19 protein-coding genes are annotated in these 22,451 nt (G+C 34.3%); 9 read left to right on the top strand and 10 right to left on the bottom strand.

The window, feature by feature from the left end; all coding sequences use genetic code 11:
• Nucleotides 1-292: 292 nt before the first annotated feature.
• Nucleotides 293-1,093: a histidinol-phosphatase HisJ family protein gene (locus tag DYH56_RS13235; protein ID WP_158539157.1), complete on the bottom strand. Its 801-nt coding sequence runs from the start codon at nt 1,091-1,093 to the stop codon at nt 293-295.
• Between the two features lie 648 nt (nt 1,094-1,741).
• Between DYH56_RS13235 and argC the strand changes: the two genes are divergently transcribed.
• The 6 genes from argC to argF are packed head-to-tail and all read left to right on the top strand — an operon-like array spanning nt 1,742 to nt 7,228.
• Nucleotides 1,742-2,779: an N-acetyl-gamma-glutamyl-phosphate reductase gene (gene argC, locus DYH56_RS13230; protein ID WP_114643355.1), complete on the top strand. Its 1,038-nt coding sequence runs from the start codon at nt 1,742-1,744 to the stop codon at nt 2,777-2,779.
• A 21-nt stretch (nt 2,780-2,800) separates the two neighbouring features.
• Nucleotides 2,801-2,959 (top strand): hypothetical protein, encoded by a 159-nt coding sequence (locus tag DYH56_RS16030; protein ID WP_158539156.1) that lies wholly within the window; start codon nt 2,801-2,803, stop codon nt 2,957-2,959.
• Nucleotides 2,956-4,173 carry a bifunctional glutamate N-acetyltransferase/amino-acid acetyltransferase ArgJ gene (argJ, locus tag DYH56_RS13225; RefSeq protein ID WP_114643354.1) on the top strand — a complete coding sequence of 406 codons (1,218 nt, stop codon included), beginning with the start codon at nt 2,956-2,958 and terminating at the stop codon, nt 4,171-4,173. Before DYH56_RS16030 ends, argJ begins: the two co-directional genes overlap by 4 nt.
• Before the next feature lie 11 nt (nt 4,174-4,184).
• Nucleotides 4,185-5,060: an acetylglutamate kinase gene (argB, locus tag DYH56_RS13220; RefSeq protein ID WP_114643353.1), complete on the top strand. Its 876-nt coding sequence runs from the start codon at nt 4,185-4,187 to the stop codon at nt 5,058-5,060.
• 21 nt (nt 5,061-5,081) lie between these two features.
• The gene (locus DYH56_RS13215; protein ID WP_114643352.1) at nt 5,082-6,239 is read left to right on the top strand and encodes an aspartate aminotransferase family protein; all 1,158 of its coding nucleotides are present in this window, start codon (nt 5,082-5,084) and stop codon (nt 6,237-6,239) included.
• Entirely contained in the window at nt 6,236-7,228 is a 993-nt protein-coding gene (gene argF / locus DYH56_RS13210; protein WP_114643351.1) for an ornithine carbamoyltransferase, read from the top strand. The genes DYH56_RS13215 and argF overlap by 4 nt, the downstream gene beginning before the upstream one ends.
• 80 nt (nt 7,229-7,308) lie before the next feature.
• On the opposite strand, the gene murJ is transcribed toward argF, so the two are convergent.
• From murJ to DYH56_RS13185, 5 genes are all read right to left on the bottom strand, one after another.
• Nucleotides 7,309-8,769 (bottom strand): murein biosynthesis integral membrane protein MurJ, encoded by a 1,461-nt coding sequence (gene murJ / locus DYH56_RS13205; protein ID WP_114643350.1) that lies wholly within the window; start codon nt 8,767-8,769, stop codon nt 7,309-7,311.
• A gap of 1 nt (nt 8,770) precedes the next feature.
• Nucleotides 8,771-9,460 carry a segregation and condensation protein A gene (locus tag DYH56_RS13200; RefSeq protein WP_114643349.1) on the bottom strand — a complete coding sequence of 230 codons (690 nt, stop codon included), beginning with the start codon at nt 9,458-9,460 and terminating at the stop codon, nt 8,771-8,773.
• 79 nt (nt 9,461-9,539) lie between these two features.
• Complete coding sequence (locus DYH56_RS13195; protein ID WP_114643348.1) at nt 9,540-10,466, bottom strand: bifunctional riboflavin kinase/FAD synthetase; 927 nt, start codon at nt 10,464-10,466, stop codon at nt 9,540-9,542.
• A 14-nt stretch (nt 10,467-10,480) separates the two neighbouring features.
• On the bottom strand, nt 10,481-11,371 hold the full coding sequence (gene whiA, locus DYH56_RS13190; RefSeq protein WP_114643347.1) for a DNA-binding protein WhiA: 891 nt from the start codon (nt 11,369-11,371) through the stop codon (nt 10,481-10,483).
• A gap of 12 nt (nt 11,372-11,383) precedes the next feature.
• Nucleotides 11,384-14,404, bottom strand: a complete 3,021-nt coding sequence (locus DYH56_RS13185; RefSeq protein ID WP_233500044.1) for a DNA polymerase — start codon at nt 14,402-14,404, stop codon at nt 11,384-11,386.
• A gap of 413 nt (nt 14,405-14,817) precedes the next feature.
• Here DYH56_RS13185 and DYH56_RS13175 point away from each other — a divergent pair, with 413 nt between their 5' ends.
• The 3 genes from DYH56_RS13175 (at nt 14,818) to DYH56_RS13165 (ending at nt 17,365) form a co-directional block, all read left to right on the top strand.
• Complete coding sequence (locus DYH56_RS13175) at nt 14,818-15,915, top strand: Glu/Leu/Phe/Val family dehydrogenase (RefSeq protein WP_114643346.1); 1,098 nt, start codon at nt 14,818-14,820, stop codon at nt 15,913-15,915.
• Between the two features lie 119 nt (nt 15,916-16,034).
• Entirely contained in the window at nt 16,035-17,132 is a 1,098-nt protein-coding gene (locus DYH56_RS13170; protein ID WP_114643345.1) for a Glu/Leu/Phe/Val family dehydrogenase, read from the top strand.
• Nucleotides 17,133-17,143: 11 nt separating this feature from the next.
• On the top strand, nt 17,144-17,365 hold the full coding sequence (locus tag DYH56_RS13165; protein WP_114643344.1) for a hypothetical protein: 222 nt from the start codon (nt 17,144-17,146) through the stop codon (nt 17,363-17,365).
• A gap of 82 nt (nt 17,366-17,447) precedes the next feature.
• Here the strand turns inward: DYH56_RS13165 and DYH56_RS13160 are convergent, their stop codons facing one another.
• The 4 genes from DYH56_RS13160 to DYH56_RS13145 form a co-directional block, all read right to left on the bottom strand.
• A complete protein-coding gene (locus DYH56_RS13160; RefSeq protein ID WP_114643343.1) occupies nt 17,448-18,689 on the bottom strand; it encodes an HD domain-containing phosphohydrolase in 1,242 nt (413 codons plus the stop codon).
• Nucleotides 18,690-18,772: 83 nt separating this feature from the next.
• Nucleotides 18,773-19,960, bottom strand: a complete 1,188-nt coding sequence (locus DYH56_RS13155) for a DEAD/DEAH box helicase (RefSeq protein WP_114643342.1) — start codon at nt 19,958-19,960, stop codon at nt 18,773-18,775.
• 1,008 nt (nt 19,961-20,968) lie between these two features.
• On the bottom strand, nt 20,969-21,640 hold the full coding sequence (locus tag DYH56_RS13150) for a hypothetical protein (RefSeq protein ID WP_114643341.1): 672 nt from the start codon (nt 21,638-21,640) through the stop codon (nt 20,969-20,971).
• A gap of 168 nt (nt 21,641-21,808) precedes the next feature.
• A complete protein-coding gene (locus tag DYH56_RS13145) occupies nt 21,809-22,261 on the bottom strand; it encodes a hypothetical protein (RefSeq protein WP_114643340.1) in 453 nt (150 codons plus the stop codon).
• Between the last annotated feature and the right edge of the window lie 190 nt (nt 22,262-22,451).

Here is a 22,451-nt window from a genome sequence, read left to right as displayed (position 1 = left end):
CCCTGAATTTTCGTTAAACGAAATGGATCTGTATCTTTTTAAAGAATACAAACCCTGTTAGTGGTGATGATGATGCCTGATAGCGAACATTTGATTAAACATTTTTTTCCTCCTGAGATATAATTTATAAATTTTTATAAGTATAGCACCCTTAGATGATTTTTCAAACTTTTTTTTTTAATATAGCCAAATTCTATCGAGAAATAATTTATAAATCTCCTTTTTATCCTTTTAAAATTAAGGCTTTAAACTTATCTTCTTTTTTTTAATTTTTTCATAAATTTTCCTCATATTATTTTATTCTATGAAATTCTTTTTTTCTTCGGGCAAAGGTAGTCACATATTCAAACCCTGCACTTCTTAAATAATCCACGGCTTTTTCATAGTTACTGAGTACCCTTTCGGCTATGTGGGAGTCACTGCCTATAGTTACTATCTCTCCTCCCGCTTCTTTATACAGTTTGAGTATATCCAAGGTAGGATTTATATTTGCAGAATCATAAAAAAGCCCCCCTGTATTTATCTCTATCCCTTTTCCCTCCTGTATTATGTGGGCAAAAAGTTCCCTCAATACCTCTTTAGATTCCCCTAACTCATGGGTTTGTGCCTCTAAAAAGTATCTTCTTAATAAGTCTATATGACCCACTACATCATAATCGTTAAAATGTTTAAACACATCTAACATCTCACGAAAATATCCGGCAAAAAGATTATCTAAATTTTTTACATCAGGATCCATACCGTATAACCCTGCCCCTTCTAAACAGTGGGCAGATGCCAAAATAAAATCAAATTCATGTTCTTTTGTATACTCGATTATCTCCTGTATATTTTTTTCCCCTGCCTGTACTCCTATCTCAACCCCCATATAAAGCTCTATCTTCTTCCCATAGATCGATCGTATCCTTTCAAATTCTCTTTTATACCCCTCATAATCTAAATTAAATTCAATATCTTTATCGGGGTAATTAAACTCCTTATGCTCTGTAAAACATATTTTTTTACCGCCTTTTTTTATAGCTTCCTCCACGATATTTATTATTTTTTCCGTTGAATCATCGGAAAATTCCGAATGAATATGATAGTCAAACACTGTATTCCTCCTATTTTTAATCTACTTTTTAGTATTTTTTAACCAAACAATAACACATATCGTTATAAAAAAGCAAGATGACGTTGCATCCAGATAGGCAGATAATAAAAAATAAAAAAAAAGCTTGACACATTCAAATAACATTTGTTAACATACTTTAAATTAAAAAATAAATCACAAGGAGGAATTGTTATGTTAATCAGGAGCAGCAGGATGAGGAAAATTAAACCCAACAAACCTATCATTTTAAAATGGCTTGATTAATCTAACTAATTTTTTGTGCAAAGATTCAAAGACTAATGTTTTTGATGAGTATATAAAAAGTTTATTAACAGGTCAGCAATAATATTGCTGACTTTTGTTTTTAGAGATAACCTGGTAGAAGTCCATTTTAAGTGCTTATACCAGGTTTTTTATTTGTAAAATTTTAAATAAATATTTTGAGGAGGAACACAGATGCTAAGGGAAAGCTTTAGGGGAAGCAGATCATATAATTTAATATTTTTTTTATAACCGATAAGATTTTGTCGATTCCAAGGAGTCTGCCAAATTTTCGGTAGGCTCATTTTTTATACAAAAAAATAGGGTAAAACAGGTAAAAATAGAGGTTTAAAGCAAAAAAGTTCATAAATCGGAGGGGAAAAACAGATGAAAAATGTCGGAATATTAGGAGCTACCGGGTATGCTGGTCAACAACTTTTAGGGTTATTGAGAACCCATTCCCGGATAAAAATAGAATTTATTGCATCTCACAGTTATGGGGGGGAGGAGTTTTCCAGCATCTATGAGAATTACTCCCGTGAATTTAATAAGGTGTGTATCTCCAGTACACAGGTTGAAGAAAATCTGAGTAAAATAGACCTTCTCTTCATAGCTCTTCCCCATGGAAAAGCCTTTGAAATCACAAAGAAAGCCTTGGATATGGGGGTGAAGGTAATAGACCTGGGGGCAGATTTTCGCCTTGATGATCCAGATAAATATGAAGAATGGTATAAGGTTCCCTGTAAAGGAAAGGATATCTTACCTCAGGCTGTGTACGGGCTCACCGAATTAAACAGGGAAAAGATAGCTGATAGTAATCTTGTGGCAAATCCAGGGTGCTATCCCACAGCCAGTTTGTTGGGGGTAATTCCACTTTTAAAAAATAACCTTATCGATACAGATTCCATCATCATAGATGCAAAATCCGGGGTAAGCGGTGCCGGTAGAAATGCCTCAATCCCCAGCCTTATGTGTGAATGCAGCGAATCTATAAAGGCTTATGCCGTAGGAATGCATAGACATACACCGGAGATAGAACAAGAGGCTGGTAAGATCAGTAAAAAAGAGGTGACTCTTACATTCACTCCCCATCTGGTACCTATGAATAGGGGAATTTTATCGGTTATCTATGCAAAACTTAGGGAAGATACGAAAGAAGAAGAGTTAAAAAAGATATATTCAGATGAATACCAGGGGGATAAATTTATAAGAATAAAAGATACCTTACCTGAAACAAGATGGGTAAAGGGGAGCAACTATTGCGATATCTCCATAAGAGTGGACAAAAGAACCAAAAGAGTAATAATTATATCGGCCATAGATAACCTTATGAAGGGTGCAGCAGGACAGGCGGTGCAGAATATGAATGTGATGTTTGGATTTGAGGAAGCCGAATCGATAGATTTTATCTCTATCTTTCCTTAAATCAACTTAAAGGGGGATAAGGTGAATAAAGTTTCTACAACGGGTGAAGATAAGGATAAAAATATGGGTATCGTAAAAAAAAAGGAGTTATCAGAATTTAAAAAGATGCAGTATATAAGATGTCCTATTAAGGCTATTATTATAAATAACAATTTATTTAAGGAGAGTGGTAAATCATGAAATTACTTATAGGAAAAACTATAACAGATGTTGCTGGAATAACTGCCAGTGGAGTATCAGGGGGGCTTAAAAAAAGCGGTAAAAAGGACCTTTGTGTTATTCATTCGAAAGGAAATCCCGTAGCCTCAGCTGTATTTACAAAAAACAAGGTAAAGGCAGCCCCCATAGTGATGAATATGGAACATATTAAAAACCCCATAACTAAAGTAATAGTGGTTAACAGCGGAAATGCCAATGCCTGCACCGGTAAAAAAGGATTAGAAGATGCCTATACCATGGCCCAGCTTACTGCCGATATATTGGGGGTAGCCAAAGAAGAGGTAATAATACAATCAACTGGAATCATAGGTGTACAGTTAGACATGGAAAAAATAGATTCAGCCATAAAAAAAGGGTGTGAAAATCTATCTGACCAAGGAGGTCATGATGCAGCTACAGCCATGTTAACTACAGATACATCGGAAAAGAAAATTGCTGTTTCCTTTGAAATAGACGGAAAAGAGATAACATTAGCCGGAATAGCCAAAGGGTCTGGAATGGTTCATCCGAATATGGGTACTATGCTTTCGACCTTGGTTACAGATTTAAATATCAGTAAGGAGATGCTGGATCTGGCATTTAAAGATAGTGTGGATATATCTTATAATATGATCTCTGTAGACGGTGATACCAGTACCAATGATATGGCTATGGTTATTGCAAATGGATTGGCAGAGAATAAAAAAATTGAAACTGTTGGAGAAAATTTTGAAAAATTCAAAGATATCTTAATCTATATCAACACAGAATTAGCTAAATTGATAGCCAAAGACGGGGAAGGAGCTACTAAACTTATAGAGGTAGAGGTCAAAAATGCCCAAACTTTAGAAGATGCCAGAATATCTGCAAAATCAGTTATCAGATCAAATCTTACTAAGTGCGCTTTCTTTGGTGCCGATGCAAATTGGGGGAGAATCCTTTGTGCAGTGGGTTATTCAGATGCTGAATTTAATCCCAACAATATAGATATTTCATTTTATGGTGAAGGTGAAAAAATTCAAATAGCCGAGGATGGTATGGGAGTAAAATTTGATGTGGATAAAGCCAAAGAAATTTTACTTAAACCAGAAGTTAAAGTAGAGATTGATTTAAAAGACGGTGAGTATTCGGCTACAGCCTGGGGCTGTGATTTAACCTACGACTATGTAAAAATTAACGGGGCATATACAACTTAAGGGGGAAAGAAATGGAAGACGTTAAGATATTGTCTCAGGCACTCTCCTACATAATGGAGTTTCATGGGAAAACAGTGGTTATAAAGTACGGCGGGAATGCCATGAAAGATGAGGAGACCAGGGAAAAAGTCATAAGGGATATAGCTCTTTTAAAATATGTAGGAATGCTTCCAGTAGTTGTACATGGTGGGGGACCGGCAATAAATGAGATGCTCTATAAACTGGATAAAAAACCTGAGTTTAAGATGGGGAACAGGGTGACAGACAGGGAAACAATAGATATTGTAGAGATGGTTTTAGGCGGAAAGGTAAACAAGGAGATTGTCTCCCTTTTGAATAAAAACGGCACCAGAGCTGTGGGGATTACAGGTAAAGACAGCAATATGATCATGGCAGAAAAAAAATATATAAATATAGATGGAGAAAAAATAGATATAGGTTATGTGGGACAGGTACAAAAAATAGATACCGAGATCATCGAGAATCTTTTGGAAGCAGGGATAATACCTGTAATAGCACCCCTGGGAACAGATAAGGATGGTAATACCTACAATATAAATGCCGATTATGTGGCTGGGGAGATAGCTAGTGCTCTAAAGGCTGCAAAACTTATATTGATGACCGATATAGATGGGATCTATAGGGATATAAATGATAAGGATACCCTAATACATGAGATAGGCATGGAAGAAGTGGGAAAGCTTACAGAAGATGGGATAATCTGCGGCGGGATGATTCCCAAAGTAGAATCATCTGTATCTGCCTTAAAAAACGGGGTGGAAAAGGTGCACATTTTAAACGGCCAGAAGGAACACAGTATCTTGATGGAATTATTCACCAAAGATGGCATCGGAACTATGATTATGGCTGATTATAGAGAATATTAAAGAAAAATAAAGGAGGCTAAGATGTTAATAAATACTTATAACAGACCCGATAAAGTTTTTATCTCGGGAAAGGGTATGAAACTATATGATGAAGCAGATAGCGAGTATCTGGATCTTGTATCTGGAGTAGCTGTAAATTCTCTGGGTCATTGTCACCCTGAAATAATAAAGACTATCAAAAAACAAAGTGAAAAACTACTTCATATCTCAAATCTTTACCATACTGCCGAACAATCTGAACTGGCTGAAAAACTGGTGGGATTGAGTGATCATGATAAGGTATTCTTTTGCAACAGCGGAACCGAAGCTGTGGAAGCGGCCCTCAAAATAGCCAGAAAATACGGGAAATTAAAAGCTCATGGGAAAAGTAAGATCCTTTATATGAAGGATTCTTTCCATGGAAGAACTATGGGAGCTCTTTCTGTGACGGGACAGTCTAAGTATCAAAATGAATTTAAGCCTCTCATAGGCGGGACCGAGCAATGTGAATTTAATAATCTCAATGATATTATTAAAAAGATGTCTGGAGCCTGTGCAATCATAGTTGAACCTATCCAGGGGGAAGCAGGTTTAATAAAGGCTGAGGTTAAATTTTTAAAAAAATTAAGAGAACTTTGCGATAAATGGAATTGCCTGCTTATCTTCGATGAGATTCAATGCGGTGCAGGTAGAAGCGGGAGTTTCTTTGCCTATGAAAAATTTGGAGTTATCCCTGATGTGGTGTGTATGGCAAAGGGGCTTGGAGGAGGAATCCCTATAGGGGCAGTTCTTGTCAATGAAAAAGCTGACATTTTTGTTCCTGGAGATCACGGGACTACCTTTGGGGGAAATGCATTTGCCTGTGCTGTTGGAAATACCGTTTTAACAGAACTTGTTGACAAGGGTATCCTCTATACAGTAGATAAAAAAGCAGAACTTCTCAAGGGAAAATTAGAACTTCTAAAAAAGGAATTTGACCTTATAGAAGAGGTGAGAGGAATCGGACTCTTACAGGGATTAAAATTAAATGAAAATCCTGGCAACTTTATAAAATATGCACTGAAAAATAATGTACTTTTAGTTGGGGCCGGAGATAATGTAGTGAGAATCATCCCACCTCTAAATGTGGAAGTAGGGGAGATTGAAGAAATTTATATCGTATTAAAAAATATATTTCAGGGATTCAAGGGGGAAAAATGATAAAAAATAAAAACTTTTTAAAGTTATTGGATTACACTCCAGAGGAATTTAACTATCTTCTGGATCTTTCAGCCAAGTTAAAGAAGGATAAAAAGGAAGGGACGGAAAAAAAATATCTTTCGGGAAAAAATATCGTTCTTATCTTTGAAAAGGATTCTACCAGAACCAGATGTGCATTTGAAGTGGGAGCTATGGATCAGGGAGCTAATATAACATATCTGGGACCTTCTGGAAGCCAGATTGGAAAGAAGGAGTCTATAAAGGATACAGCCAGAGTACTGGGCGGTTTTTATGATGGTATACAATATAGAGGATATGCCCAGGAGACTGTAGAGATATTGGGGGAATTTGCAGGGGTACCTGTATGGAATGGTCTTACCGATGAATTTCATCCCACGCAGATCTTGGCAGATTTTCTGACCATCAAAGAAAAATTTGGTAAATTAGAAGGGATAAAGATGGCTTACCTTGGAGATGGAAGAAATAATATGGGTAATTCCCTTATGATAGGTGCAGCTTTGGTCGGTATGGATTTTAAAATCGTAGCTCCAAAAGACCTTTTTCCAGAGGAAGAGTTAATAAAAAAAGCTCAGGAAATTGCTGAAACTACAGGTGCTCAACTTACCTTTACAGATTCTTTGGAAGAAGGTGTAAGTGATACCGATGTAGTCTATACAGATGTATGGGTATCTATGGGAGAGGAAGAAGGGATTTGGAAGGAAAGAATAGAAAAATTACTTCCATACCAGGTGAATAGCAATGTTATGGATATGACTGCAAAAAATTCTATCTTTTTACACTGCCTTCCGGCATTTCATGATCAGAAGACAGTTGTAGGAAAAGATATCTGGGAAAAATTTGGTATTCAGGAGATGGAAGTTACAGATGAAGTCTTTGAAGGAAGTAAATCTATCGTATTTAAACAGGCAGAAAATAGATTACATACGATAAAGGCAATTATGGTTGCAACACTTGCAGGGGAGATATAGTAAGAGGGTCAATAAAGAATTAGAAAAAGCAGATGGGATTGTCCCATCTGCTTTTTCTAATTCCCCTATCTAACTTTTCTCTAAAACACCTCTAACTTTTTCCTCTTTAACGGCCATGCCCAGAGAGCCAGATAGATCCCGGAAAAAACTATCAGTTTTATAAAAATATTATCCAGGTAAAAACTTCCACCCAGGGCCAGGGCTGTACTTATAATAACTTTAAGCTTAAATTTCACTATATAAGCCAGGTCTAACTTTATATATTTTTTATTGAATGTAATGTATAACAGCATAAAATTAACCATGGATGCTATGGCTGTAGCCAGTGCCAGTCCCTTATGCTGGAATTGACCGATCAATACTGCATTTAAAATTATATTTATTGTGATAGATATAACACTAAAAATAACAGGCCTTTTGGTATCTTTCATTCCGTAGAATGCCCGGCTCATAAGATGTACTGACGTATAGAAAAATAATCCCACCGAATAATAGATTAAACTCTCAGAGGTGACCGTTATGGAGTTTTGTGTAAACTGTCCATGCCCCAAAACCAATTTTATTATATCTTGAGCATAAAATATCAGGACCCCCATGCTGGGTATGATTAAAAATTGTAAAAAATTCAATCCACTTTGAAGACTCTTCCTCACTGTCTCGGTATCATTGTTTGAAACAGCCCTAGACAGGGTAGGATAGATTACTGTGGCTATGGAAATACCAAATACTCCCAGAGGCAGATTATATATCCTTGTGGCATTTTCTAACGCAGATACCCCTCCGCTGGCCAGGTGGGATGCAAAGAACTGATCCACTACACTGTTTATCTGTCTGGCAAAGATCCCTAACAGCATGGGAATCATCAATAAAAAGATCTTTTTCAGATCTTTATCTTTAAAGTCTATCTTAAATTCATAGTGTTTTACTATCTTTATAAAGGCAGGCAGAACCACTAAAAACTGTAACACTCCCCCTGCAACTACTCCTGCTGCCATTGCCGTTACACCGTATTTTTTACCATAAACCATAATACTGATTATTATGGCAAAGTTAAAAAATAGCGAGGTGCTGGCAGGTATTAAAAACTTTTTAAAGTTATTTAATATGGCAGAGATCATCCCGGCTAAACCTATGAATACAAAGTAGACAGCCATTATTTTTAGGAGTCTGGAAGCTATAATTTTCGTTTCCTCCGGAAATCCTGTCACAATAAAATTAATTATATTATCGGAAAAGATAACCATTAGGATGGTTATCAGAGTTGTAAATATAAATAATAGGTTTAAGACTGAATAGATCAGAGATTTAGACCTCTCAGCCCCGTATTTTTTTTCCTTATCATTGTAGACAGGGATAAATACCGTTCCTAAGGCTCCCTCTCCCAATAATTGTCTGAAAAAATTACTTATCTTAAAAGCACTAAAGTAGGCATCTGTATATTTGGTAGCTCCGAAATAATATGCAATAAGTGCTGTTCGGACCAAGCCTAAAACTCTGCTGGCCAAGGTGATTATCATGATTAAAATACCACTTTTAAACATCCTAGATCACCCCGCAAGGAGATTTTAATCTTATTCCGTGTTGCAGTATCTCAATATCATCATCTCTATATAACTCCAGGAGGGATAAAAACAGGTATACCAGATGTAGTCTGTCTACAGCTTTGGAAAATATATCCTCTAAATAGATTTCTCTCCCCATAGGCAGACTATTCCACAATTTATTTTTTTCCTCTTTTAGGTCATATTTAACCTCAATATCAATCTCATACACATCTGTATTTTTTATATATTTAGAATAGATATCAAAGATCAAGTTTCCGCTCAAGTTGGACAGATCAAAATCTGTATTTGGAACCTTTATTATATTTTTCCCCTTACTGAATTTAGTATAGGAAATATTGTATTCATTTTCCAATTCCCTTATTTTTTCACTTAATTCCTTAAACAATTTATATTCTGCAAGTTTTTGGGAAAGGGCTTCCTCTTTTTTCTCCTTCTCCCTCATATTTAAGATGGATAGTGCTTTTATCTCCAATAACTCGCTGGCTACACCTAAAAATTCCACCTTGATAGATATACTTTCCTTTCTGGCTTCCTCTATGAGGGAAAGATATTCATCTATAAGGGTACTTATTTTTACCTCTGTTATCTTCATCTCTTTTTTTTCCAAAAGGTGGAGCAGAAGATCCAGGGGACCTTCAAAATTTTCTAATTTAATCTCTAATTTCATTTTTACCTTCTTTAATTTTTAATTTTTTTTTGATATTAATTTACAGTAGGGGTAATTCATAAATTACCCCTACTATAAATTACTTATTTTGCAGATATCCCTTCCATATCAAAACATCGTTGGCGATGGCTGTCTTTAATTCGTCTATGGAATTAAACTTTTTTTCATCCCGGAGATGTTTTATCAACTCCACAATAACTTTTTTCCCGTATATATAATCTGAAAAGTCCAATATATGAGTTTCTACACTGAGTTCTCCATCTTTCAGGGTGGGATTTCTACCTATATTTACCACACCATCATAGACTTTGTCATACCCCTCTATCTGCACCTTGGCTCCATAGATCCCAAAGGGAGGGTAGATCTTATCGATTAATTTTAAGTTTGCTGTAGGAAACCCTAATTGATGTCCATACTTTTTCCCATGAACTACATTCCCTATTATAAACAAATTATAACCCAATAGATTTTTTACCCTGTCTAACTCACCACAGGTTATAAGTTCCCTGATTAAAGTGCTGCTTATCACTTTTTTGCCCGAAGTAACAGGATTTGTCTTGTTTACCTCTATCCCGCAGGTTTTTCCCATCTCTATCATATCATCAACGGTAGCTGCTCCTCCTGCACCAAATCTGAAGTTAAATCCTACAAAGATTTCACGGGTTCTGATGGTCTTTAACAGTTTTAAAAATTCCAATGGTGTAAGGGAGGAAAAATGTTTGTCAAATTTTTGAAATATAACATAATCTACTCCTAATTTTTCCAAAAGGTGGATCTTCTCCTCCTTTGTATTTATCAATTTAGGAGTTGTTTTGTGGGACATAAAGTTTTTTGGGTGTTTATCAAAGGTAAACACCACTGATTTCCCGCCTATTTTTTTTGCCCTCTTAATTGCTCCTTCAATAACATCTTTATGACCTTCGTGTATTCCATCAAATGCTCCAATCGCCACACATAGATCGTGATTTTTCCCCTTTAATTGAAATATATCATCTATGATTTTCATACTATACTCCTTATTTATTTTTCTTCTTTTAAATCATTATAGATCTTTTCTATCCGTCTGAATCTGTTTCTAACTCCGGATTTGCTCAAATTAATCAGATTTCCTAATTCGTGGAGGGAAAATTCCGGGTTTTGCAACCTCAGCATAGCCATCTCCTGCAATACCGGGGTCAGAGAAGACAGACCGATTTCTCTGTCTATATACTCTATCATAAGTACATGTTTTCTCCCTGTATTCAGTGTCTTAGTCTCATTGGCTACTTCCCAGTTTATCTCACGAATAGTCTTATTTTTTATCTCTTTCATCATTATAGTTTCTTCATATTTAAAAAATTCTTTCAGGATCCCCACTGCCACCAAAACATCCATAATATCCTCTGAATTTCTCAGGTATATCAAGAATTTGTTCCTTTTAGTTGTCTTAAAACACCGTTTATCCCTGGATTTTAAAAGCAGATAGAGTTTATCAGCTACTACTTCTGAATCTATGAAAAAATCAATGGCATATTCTTTTTCCGGGTCTTTTATATATCCACAGGCTAAAAATAACCCCCTGAGAAAACCATTATACAGATCTTCCCTTTGATCCAACTGCTCCTCAATCAACCTGAAGGAATCTAAAAACTTATTATATCCCATTTGGTATGGTATGGTCACCACATACACCCTATGTTCCCCCAGTTTTTTACTGATAGAATATTTTATAAATGTTTTTAAATCAGTTAATTTTTTAAAGAGTTCCACCACCCTCTGTGAAAGAGGGTAGTTTTCCAAAGTTATCTCAATTTTTTTTTCATAAAATGCATTTTTCGAATAAAGTATTCCATAGATCTCAGCCAGATTTTCATCGTAACTATCGATCTCTTTACTAAAAATTTCATCTTTTATCCTAAATGTATATGACATCTTCACTCCTATCTATTTAGCCTCACTCCAATTATAACCCATAGCTACATTAGCCTTTAACTTTACATGATCCAGTTTTACAGTTGTTTCCATTATATTTTTTATAAGCTTTGCATATTCTTTGATCTTTTCCTCTTTCACTTCAAAGATCAGTTCATCATGAACCTGTAAGTTCATCTTTATATCTTCCCTGCCCTCTAGTTTTTTATTTAATTCTACCATTACTATTTTTAAAATATCTGCTGCCGTTCCCTGGATCACAGAGTTTACTGCCATCCGTTCAGCCTGCTTCACAATATTTTTATTGGAAGAATTTATCCCATCTATCGTTCTTTTTCTATCATAGAGGGTTCTTACGAATCCATCATGTTTAGCTTCTTCTATTATCTTTGTTTCCAGAGCTTTTACCCCTGGGTACTGGCTAAAGTATCTGGAGATATATTCTTTGGCTTCACCGAGGCTTATTTTCAGCTCACTGGATAATCCAAATGCTGTTTTCCCATAAATTATACTAAAATTAACGATTTTTGCCAAAGATCTTTTTTCACGGCTTACCTCTTCATCTTCTGACAAAGAAAATAATTTTCTAGCTGTGAGATCATGGAGGTCTTTATCCTGTTCATAGGCAAGGATCAGAGTTTCATCTTTACTGATCTCAGCCAAAACTCTGAGTTCTATTTGAGAATAATCGATAGCCAGCAGTTTATACCCGTCTTTTGCCACAAATCCCTGTCTGATCTTTATCCCCTCTGGTGTTTTCACCGGGATATTCTGCAGGTTCGGATTGGAAGATGACAGTCTTCCTGTTGCCGTTCCTGTCTGGTTAAATGTTGTGTGCAGCCTGCTGTTTTCATCAATCAATTTAGGCAGTGCCTCTACATAGGTACTCTGTAATTTAGCTAATTTTCTATATTCCAAGATATTTTCAGCTATCATTTCTCCATCCCTGTCCCGGAGCACTTCCAGTACTTCTACTCCTACCGACTCTTTCTTTACCTTGGATAATTTCATCAGCTGAAACAATACTATTCCCAATTGTTTAGGTGATGCAATGTTGAATACCAGCTGGTTATTCAACAGTTCCTCCAGATCAGCTTCCTCTATCTTCTGCTCATATACAGTATATTCTGATTTTTTCTTATAGTTAAGTTTCCCCAGCTGCAGGAGGCTCTCCCTGATCTCCCCTTCAGTCAGTTCCATCATATTGAGATTATGTTCCACACCTTTTTTTACTTCAGCTTTGATTTGAGGAATTATCTCATCTAATTTTACAGCTAATTCTGCCTGATATTCCTTGAAGTAATCCAAATCAATCAGGATCCCTTCTTCTTCCATCTTATATAGGACTTTAACCAGATCCATCTCGATATTGTATATTTTTTTTAATTTATCTGCTTTCAATTCCTCCAGGAATTTATCTCCTGATCTGTATAGAAATTTAGCTCTGGCCTCTAAAAATTCATGCATCTCTTCTAAGTTCATCTTCTTAATGGACCTTTCCTTCAAGATCTCACTCTGTGTTTTTAGAATCTCACCATCTCTATCCATAACCAGGTCTTCAAACTCTTCCTTTGTATGGTTGGTCAAAAGATAATTCCCTATAAATATATCACACTTTATATTTTTTGGATCTATCCCTGATTTTAATAATTTTTTATATCCATAGACTACATATGGTGTATCCAATTGAAATAATGGCTTTAGGGCATCTAAAGTTATCTCAGTTGTTATGAGAGCACTTGGATTTAAAGACACATATCTGCTTCCCTTATCTGTAATAAATACTATTCCGCTTTCATTTGCAAAGAGTGCCACCTGGGCAGATTTCTTTATCTCACTCTTTAATTTTTTTATCCCGTCCAGGTCCACAATATTACTTCTCTTTAACTTTTTTTTTTCTAAAATTTCTGTATCTTTGTCCTCTTCTTTCTTTTCTTCTTTTTTCTTTTTTTCAGAAAAATTTTCTCCTATCTTTTTTTCTATGATTTTGAATTCTTCCGTTGTTATAGACACTGTATCTATAACTTTTAAAATCTTTTCTAAAGCACTTTCTAGTTCAGCCTGCCTTTGAGAGTCTAATCCTTCTGTAGTTTCCATTTTTTGGATATCCAAAGCTGGTTCACCTTCCGGGTCTTTTTCGCTTTTTTCAAATTCCAAAGTAAATCTTTTGATATAACTTTTAAAGTTTAATTCTTTACACAGTTCTATCAGTTTATTTAAATCTTTATTATATTTCATCTCTGTTAAATTAAAATTCAGATCGAGGTCCGTTTTTATCACTGCCAGTTCCCTGCTTAAAAATGCCAGTTCCTTATCCTCGATAATATTTTTTACCAGTCCCTTTCCTATTCCAGGTATATCACTTAGTTTTTCCACATTTTCATATATCCCCTCTAAGTTTCCATATAAATCTAACATTGGAACTGCTTTTTTAGGACCTACTTTTCTCACACCTGGTATACCATCACTGGAGTCTCCGATAAGTCCAAATAGATCCGGGACTAATTCCGGTGTCACTCCCAGTTGTGCCACTACATCTTCAGAGGTTCGCAAGATCCCAAATCTGCTTTTCCCGTCACCCTTACCTAAGAGAGCAATATTTATATGGTCGTCCAAAACCTGGGAAAGATCTTTATCCCCGGTGACTATATATGTTTCTATCCCTTCTTTTGACAGTTTCCTTGCATAGGTTCCTATGACATCATCGGCTTCATGGCCCTCTATCTTTACTTTTTTTATGTTAAATACATCTAAGAGTTCTTCAATTCTTTTTATCTGTAAAGCCAGATCATCGGGCATGGGTTTCCTGTCCGATTTATATTTATCATAAACTTTAGTTCTTTCCAAAGATTTTCTGCTTACATCAAAAGCCCCTATTATATATTCAGGTTCAAATTCTTTCAGTACTCCTAAGAGTGTATTTAAAAATCCAAAGGTTGCACCGGTAGGTTCTGAACTTGTTCTAAGGTTCATATGTGCATAGTATGATCTATACATAATCGCACTTACATCTAATAATACTGCTTTTTTCATTTTATTTTCTCCTTCTATTTTTTTCATTTTAAAATCAATTTTTTTGATTTTATGAAAATATATTAATTATTATTTTTATTTTAAATTAAATAGTTTTAATAAGACCAGATATTAATAATAATATTACTATTTATTATATCATAAATTATTTTTATTTAGATTTTATTTGTAGATTTTATGTATTTGGGTAGGTTTTATTATTTTTATTTTAAATTTTATATTAAAAAGTTATCGGACTATATAACATATAAAGTAATTATAATATGGTACATGTGTTCCTTGTCAAAAAAAACATTTTTTATTTAAAAAAAAGCCTTGATTTTTATAAAAAAATAGATTATAAAGTTATTAGTGACAAGTTAACAACTCAAATGTTTGTAAATAAAACAATATAATTCAAAGGGGGATTAATAATGAAAAAGTTTGACTACATGGAGAAATTTGGACATGAGCAATTGGTGTTCTTTCATGACAAAGCTACTGGATTAAAGGGAATTACTGGTATTCACGATACTACTTTAGGACCTGCCTTAGGTGGAACTAGATTATGGAACTACGCTACTGAGGAAGAAGCTATTGAAGATGTACTAAGACTTAGTAGAGGTATGACATACAAGGCTGCTTGTGCTGGTTTAAATCTTGGTGGTGGAAAAACTGTTCTTATTGGAGATCCTAAGAAAGTTAAATCTGAAGCTTATTTCAGAGGATTAGGAAGATTTGTTCAATCATTAAATGGTAGATATATTACTGCTGAAGATGTTAATACTACTACTAAAGACATGTTATTCTTATCTATGGAAACCGACCATGTTGTTGGATTACCTGGTAAGAGTGGAAACCCTTCACCTGTTACTGCATGGGGAGTATTTGCCGGGTTAAAAGCTACTTTAAAAGAAGCTTTCGGATCTGATTCTGTGGCTGACAAAACTTTCGCTGTACAAGGTGCAGGACAAACTGGTTATTTCTTAATCAAATACTTATTAGGATATGATTTCTTAACTGATACTTATGCTAAAGAAAAAGCTAAAAAAATCTACTTCACTGAAGTAAATGAAGAGCATATTGCCAGAATGAAAGCTGAGCATCCTGAAGTTGAATTCGTTGCTCCAGATGATATCTATGGTTTAGATGTTGATTTATTCGCTCCTTGTGCACTAGGAGGAGTTATCAATGACGAAACTATCCCTCAATTTAAGTGTAAAGCTATTGCCGGATCTTCAAACAACGTTTTAAAAGAAGACTCACATGCTGATGTTTTAAGAGAGAAAGGTATAGTTTATGCTCCAGATTACGTTATCAATGCTGCCGGATTGATCAACGTTTACTATGAAATCAAAGGATATAACAGAACTAATGCATTACATGATTCTGAATTAATCTATGATAGATTATTAGACATCTACAAAATTGCCAACGAGCAAAATATCTCTACTCATGCTGCTGCTTCTCAATATGCTGAGCATAGAATGGAAACTATGAAAAACATAAACAGAACTTATATCAAAAGATAAAAGTTAGAAATAGGAAAAAGGAAGTTGAAGCTTCCTTTTTTTCTTTATTTTTTTGAAAATTTAAAAAAATGATATATTATAGTAATAGAGAAATTTAAACTAAATTTTAGGAGGTATTTATGAAAATTTTTGACTATATGGAAAAATTTGGACATGAGCAATTGGTGTTCTTTCACGATAAAACTACCGGATTAAAGGGGATTACCGGTATCCACGATACTACTTTAGGACCTGCCTTAGGCGGAACCAGATTATGGAATTACGCTACCGAGGATGAGGCTACCGAAGATGTCCTGAGACTTAGCAGAGGTATGACATACAAGGCTGCCTGTGCCGGTTTAAATCTTGGTGGCGGGAAAACTGTTCTTATCGGGGATCCTAAGAAAGTTAAATCCGAAGCTTATTTCAGAGGATTAGGAAGATTCGTTCAATCATTAAATGGCAGATATATTACTGCTGAAGATGTTAATACCACTACTAAAGACATGTTATTCTTATCTATGGAAACCGACCATGTTGTTGGATTACCTGGTAAGAGTGGAAACCCTTCACCTGTTACTGCATGGGGTGTATTTGCCGGATTGAAAGCTACTTTAAAAGAAGCTTTCGGATCTGATTCTGTGGCTGACAGAACTTTCGCTGTACAGGGTGCAGGACAAACTGGTTATTTCTTAATCAAATACTTATTGGGATATGATTTCTTAACCGATACTTATCCTAAAGAAAAAGCTAAAAAGATCTACTTCACTGAAGTAAATGAAGAGCATATTGCCAGAATGAAGCTTGAGCATCCTGAAGTTGAATTCGTTGCTCCAGATGATATCTATGGTTTAGATGTTGATTTATTCGCTCCTTGTGCACTGGGAGGAGTTATCAATGAGGTCACTATCCCTCAATTTAAGTGTAAAGCTATTGCCGGATCTTCAAACAACGTGTTAAAAGAAGACTCCCATGCTGATGTTTTAAAAGAAAAAGGTATAGTTTATGCTCCGGATTACGTTATCAATGCTGCCGGACTGATCAACGTTTACTATGAAATCAAAGGATATGACAGAGCTAATGCATTACATGATTCTGAATTAATCTACGACAGATTATTAGAGATCTATAAAATTGCCAAGGAGCAGAATATCTCTACTGATGCTGCTGCTTCTCACTATGCTGAATACAGGATAGAGACTATGAAAAACGTCCACAGAACTTATATCAAAAGATAAGGGGTTATCCATTGAATTTAAAAATTAAAGATATAAAAAAATTACTCCACGATCAAAATTATCTGGAATTTGACAGACTGTTAACCACCATAGAAAAAAATCTTGAAAAAAAAACAATTGTCTATATTTTAGATGATGAGGGCAGCACATTGAATATTATTCATACCTTTGAGGAGTTGGAAAAATTTAAAAAACTGATGATCCAAGTTTATGGAATCTATGGATATTTTTAAAGCAAGGTGGTGTGCATCCAGACAAAAACAAGCTGAATTTAGAAGGAATCTCCTCTAAATTCAGCTTGTTTTTTAATATACCTCATCTTCGTGTATATTCTACATAGTTTTTATAAAAATCCATAGTTTTTTCCTGTTTAATACGAATATAGTTTACTATTATTTCAAAATTATCAAACAACAGGTCTACAAATTTCATATCTATAAAATTATTCCGGCCCATTTTTTTCATGATTTCAAATATCTCATCTTTCTCCATCTCATTTCTATATGATTTTCTTTCCATTCTGGAAATAAATATGTCTGAGACTGCTATAATTCTAGCTCCTGTATCCAAATCTTTGGCTACACAATGAAATGGATACCCGCTTCCATCGAGCCTTTCATGGTGGTAGGAGGCCCAATGAACAATCTGCTGCAATCCGCCTATGGAGCTCAAAACCTGATAGGTATAGTAGGGGTGACTTTTAATAATTTCAAATTCTTCCTTGATAAGCTTACCTTTTTTTTCCAGGATATTATTCGGAACTACCAATTTACCCAAATCATGGAAATTTGCAGCGATTCCCAAGACTTTGACTTCTAACTCTGTAAGGCCAAATAAGTTCCCCAACATCTCGGAACAGGCTGATACTCCCGTAGTATGAGTTATTGTATACTTTGATTTAAAATCTATCACACCCTTAAAGAGCTCTCCCATACTGGCAAGTTCATTTAAATTAATTTCCTTTTTCTTCAGAGGCCCCTCATGTAAAAGTATTGAATACAATCTGTTTGATGTAAGGTCAAACCAGAATTCTTCCCTGATTGAAATCTCTTTGAATCCCCGGAGTACCTTACTATTTAAGATCCCCTCTTCTAATCTGATTAATTCCTTCCATATATTATCTACCTGGTGGAGGATATACCTGTCCCTGCTAATCATCATATCTACAAAATTGGCAAGGAGAATAATTTGAGAAGAAATAGTCAGAGGTTTATCAATACTCCCTTTCCAGTCTTTCCAATCTAAAAAATGATATCTTATAATTTCAGCAGCATCTTTTAATAGTGGTACCCCTTGAACAAATAGTTGTCCCCTAATACACTGCAGTTCATAATCTATACTTTCTTCTGAATCAATTTTTTTTCCAATATCATGCAATAAAGAAGCTATAAATATATTTTCTATAGTTGTTTCATCTAACTTAAGGCATTTTGCTAATTCTAACGAAATAAAAGCTGTCCTCAACTGATGCTGCGGTGAATTTTGATTAGCCATATCTACAGATTCTGACAGGGATAATAGTAAATTACCTAAATTAACTGTAAAACCTTCCTTCAAAATAACCCCTCCTCCTGTATAAAATTTTCTCTATCATTCTATACTAAAAAAAGTTTTTAATCCTACAATTTTTTCATTTAGATTTACTTTCTTTCTTCGCTTCTTGTTTTTATCTTCTTGTTATACTTCTTCTTAAAAGAATCATTTGTGTTAGTCACATCTTTTGCCCCGTCATATTCTACCCTTTCCAATGGTTTCCCCAATAACGATTCAATCTCTCCCAGTACCCTCCTGTCTTTTGGATCTGTAAACAGATATGTTTCTCCCTCTTCACCTGCTCTGGCAGTACGTCCTATACGATGGATATATGTTTCTGCCTTCTCCGGTATATCTACATTGAATATATGAGTTACCCCTGTGATATCAAGTCCACGAGATGCTACATCTGTGGCTACCAGATATTGTATTTCAGCTTTTTTAAATGATTTTATAATTTTTTCCCTTTTAATTTGAGGTACGTCACTATGCAGCTTTTGTACATTGTAACCCCTCTCCTCCAGTTTAGCCTCTATCTTATCTACCCTGGCTTTGGTTCTGCAGAATATAATAGCCATAAACGGGTTAGTACGATTCAACATAGTCGCAAGGGCATCTATCTTCCATCTGTCTGTAGTCTCCACCAGATATTTTTTCATCTTATCATTTTTATTTTTATCCTCTACCTTTACTACCACTGGATCCTTTGTAATCTTATATGCTATTTTTTTTACCTGAGTATTAAGTGTTGCTGAATAACAGAGAGTCTGCCTTTTTTTACTGCTTTTACTTAAGATAATTTCCACTTCTTTTTGAAACCCCATAAGAAGTATCTGATCCACCTCATCTAAAACCAATGTTTTTAGAGTATTTAACTTAACCAGTCCCTGATTGATAAAATCCACCAACCTTCCCGGTGTGGCTATTATCAGGTCTACCGAACCCTTGGCTTCTTTCAGCTGTTTAGAATATTCCTTTCCTCCGTAAACCGTAAGAATATTGATCTTATTGCAATTTATCTTCTGGGCTTCTTCTGCTATCTGGATTGCCAGTTCCCTTGTAGGACTTATAACCAACCCCTGGATCCCGCTGTTATTAGGGAGCATCAGGTTCATCATAGGCAGAAGGAAAGCTAAAGTTTTTCCTGTTCCTGTAGGTGCTTCTGCTATTATATCCTTGTTTGCTAATATTGCCTCTATACTCATATCCTGTACAGGGGTAGGAGTTTGAATCCCGCTTTTTTTTAGAGAATCCACAAATTCTCTCTTTATTCCTAAATCTTTAAATGTATACATAATTAATTTTCCACCTCGTTTTTTATTTTACTTTAAATTATATCATAAATTATTTTTATTAGCTTAAATCTTTTAACTTCTTTCCCTTTTCATAATGAATTTCAATAAACTTAAACTTCGAAATTTAAAGTCAAAAGATATCTTTTAATTTTTTTGAATTTCACTTCTTTTTCTAGATGTTACCTAGCTTCTCAGTAAATACTCTACTTAGTCGTCCAACAGAATAAGTTCCGCAGTGAAGCGAGGACTGTCGCAATTAAAAGACGGACATTACCTCTGACTTATCCCTATAACATCATTTAGAAAAAGTCTGCTTTTCTTTCCTCTATTTCCTTTTCAGATAAAAAGAAACAGAGCCAGTTAAGGGTGGCACCCTTAGGACCTTCTTTTTTCAATGTTTACTTAAAAATTAAAAATATATTTAATAGCTGTATATTAATCAAGTTCCAAAGTTTCCGCCTTTGATACGGGTTACTTTTTCTCTTAAAAGAAAAACTAACGAAAAAGTTCAAGAAGTTTCTAATTGTCTTTGCTTGCAAGTGCCAGTGATCCCCGTTTCTTAGTAGGATTCCTGACGGGCATAGTGGGCACGACGAAACTCGCAAGGTGCTTTACTGCCGAAGCTAGACGACTATAAACTTCGAAATTCAAAGTCAAAAGATATAATCTGTGATAAAAAATCTTTTCTATTTATTTACCCTCTCGAGTAATTGAGTTCCCACCGACTCAATTTGTAAACATCCCTAAATCTGATAGAATATTATCCCAGTAAAAATAAAATAAAAGCCGAAGTACATGTATAGACTTATATCGTCTATATCATGTACCCCGGCTTTATACGTTTGGTTCATGGTCAAAGGTTTTATGCTGACAAATTAGCTTTCTTTTTATCGATTATCTCAATTTGAAATTCAACCTTCCACTTAATTATTTAATTTTATTTACTACATTCAATAGACCTGATAATTTTAAAATTAAGTTATGATTTTCTAAAAAAGTTCTTTAAAATCATTCAGCTTTTATATATTTTATTAATCCTTCACTTAAAGGTGTTACACGAATATTCTCTATACCTATCAATTCTTGATTACTTAAAAGACCTTTAAATTTTAAATCATATAAATACATTTCAAATCTCTCGTCAATTATTGCTTGATCTATCCCAATATTTATAAGATGTTCTTTAATTTTTTCGACATTAATCCAATTATTCTCGCTTCCTATTATTAAAGGTAATTGATTTTCACTAATATATTTCAACATTTTTATTTCTATATCATCTAATTCTGGTATTATATTTAAAAATGTAGCCGACAGTCCATTTGGTGTACTTCTTTTTATTTCATTTCTAAAGATTTGTTTAAAGATATCTTTTTTATATTCACTTGTATTATTCGCTACCTTTATAAAAATTTTTTCCAAAACTTCTATAAAATATTCACCTTCTAAAAAAGCTTGGTCTATATCCTCTATTTCATTTTCTATAAACCTCATCGCTTCTTCAAGGAATGAAACCACTTTCTTGCCCCTTATTTGACTCCTCCCTTCTGAAAAAGAAAATAAAATTTGTGAAAGTTCTGTTGCCGCATATAAAGCAACACCTAATGGTGGATTACCTATCCCTATTACTGAACTTGCTGTTTTCCCAATATATTCAATAAGTTTTGTTCTATCACACATATTAATTACTCCTTTATATTTTGTAGCTCTATTCTAGTTTTATTTTAATTTTTTTACAATGTTTTTATAAAAACCAAACTATTTTAAGTTCTATTAAAAAAGATAGGCTTTGATACTATACCCTGTCATGCTACGATTAATAAAAAAGTATCTACATTAAATTTTTCGTTAAAGAGTAGTTATATTTTGGATTTCTCCGTAAGTTTTTTCAAAAATATCAATAGCCCATAATAGATTACTTACCTGATTATAACTGGTTTTTATAGTTTCTTCTACATTAGTAACAGTTGTTTCACCGCTAGAATTTTTTAGCTTTAAGCAAAAATTAGGGTCTTTATTCCCTGTTAATATTTCAGATAATTTTTTAGCTGTTCTCTCATTCCACTTTCCTTCATTGTGCTCATAGCAATTTCTAACTAGTTTTATTTTTAATAAATTATGTAATAAGCTACTATCAATACTGATTCCTAAGTCTCCAAAAGTATTTTCTGTAAAATATAAAATACGATTTTCATTAGAAGAGTTTATGTCTACATAGCATTTAACAATGAAAGATTCAAATGAACTGTATAATAGTTTTAATGCAAACTCAAATATCTTTTTATTGCCTTCTTCAAGCATATAACGTTTAGCTTCATCTAATCTTACATCTAGATATAAATATTTTTCATTTTTTTCACCTGTAGACTAACTATATGAAGTCAAGTAAAAATAATTGATTTTTTTTAAAGTCAAGTTTAAAAAAAATGGCATTACAAAAAAAGGTGCTAAGATTTTAAATTTTTTAAAAGTTAACTGCAGATGAATTTTT

The organism is Psychrilyobacter piezotolerans (assembly GCF_003391055.1).
Lineage (GTDB): Bacteria > Fusobacteriota > Fusobacteriia > Fusobacteriales > Fusobacteriaceae > Psychrilyobacter > Psychrilyobacter piezotolerans.
The sequence above is the reverse complement of the archived record's forward strand: the minus strand, read 5'-3'. Positions and strand labels throughout refer to the sequence as shown.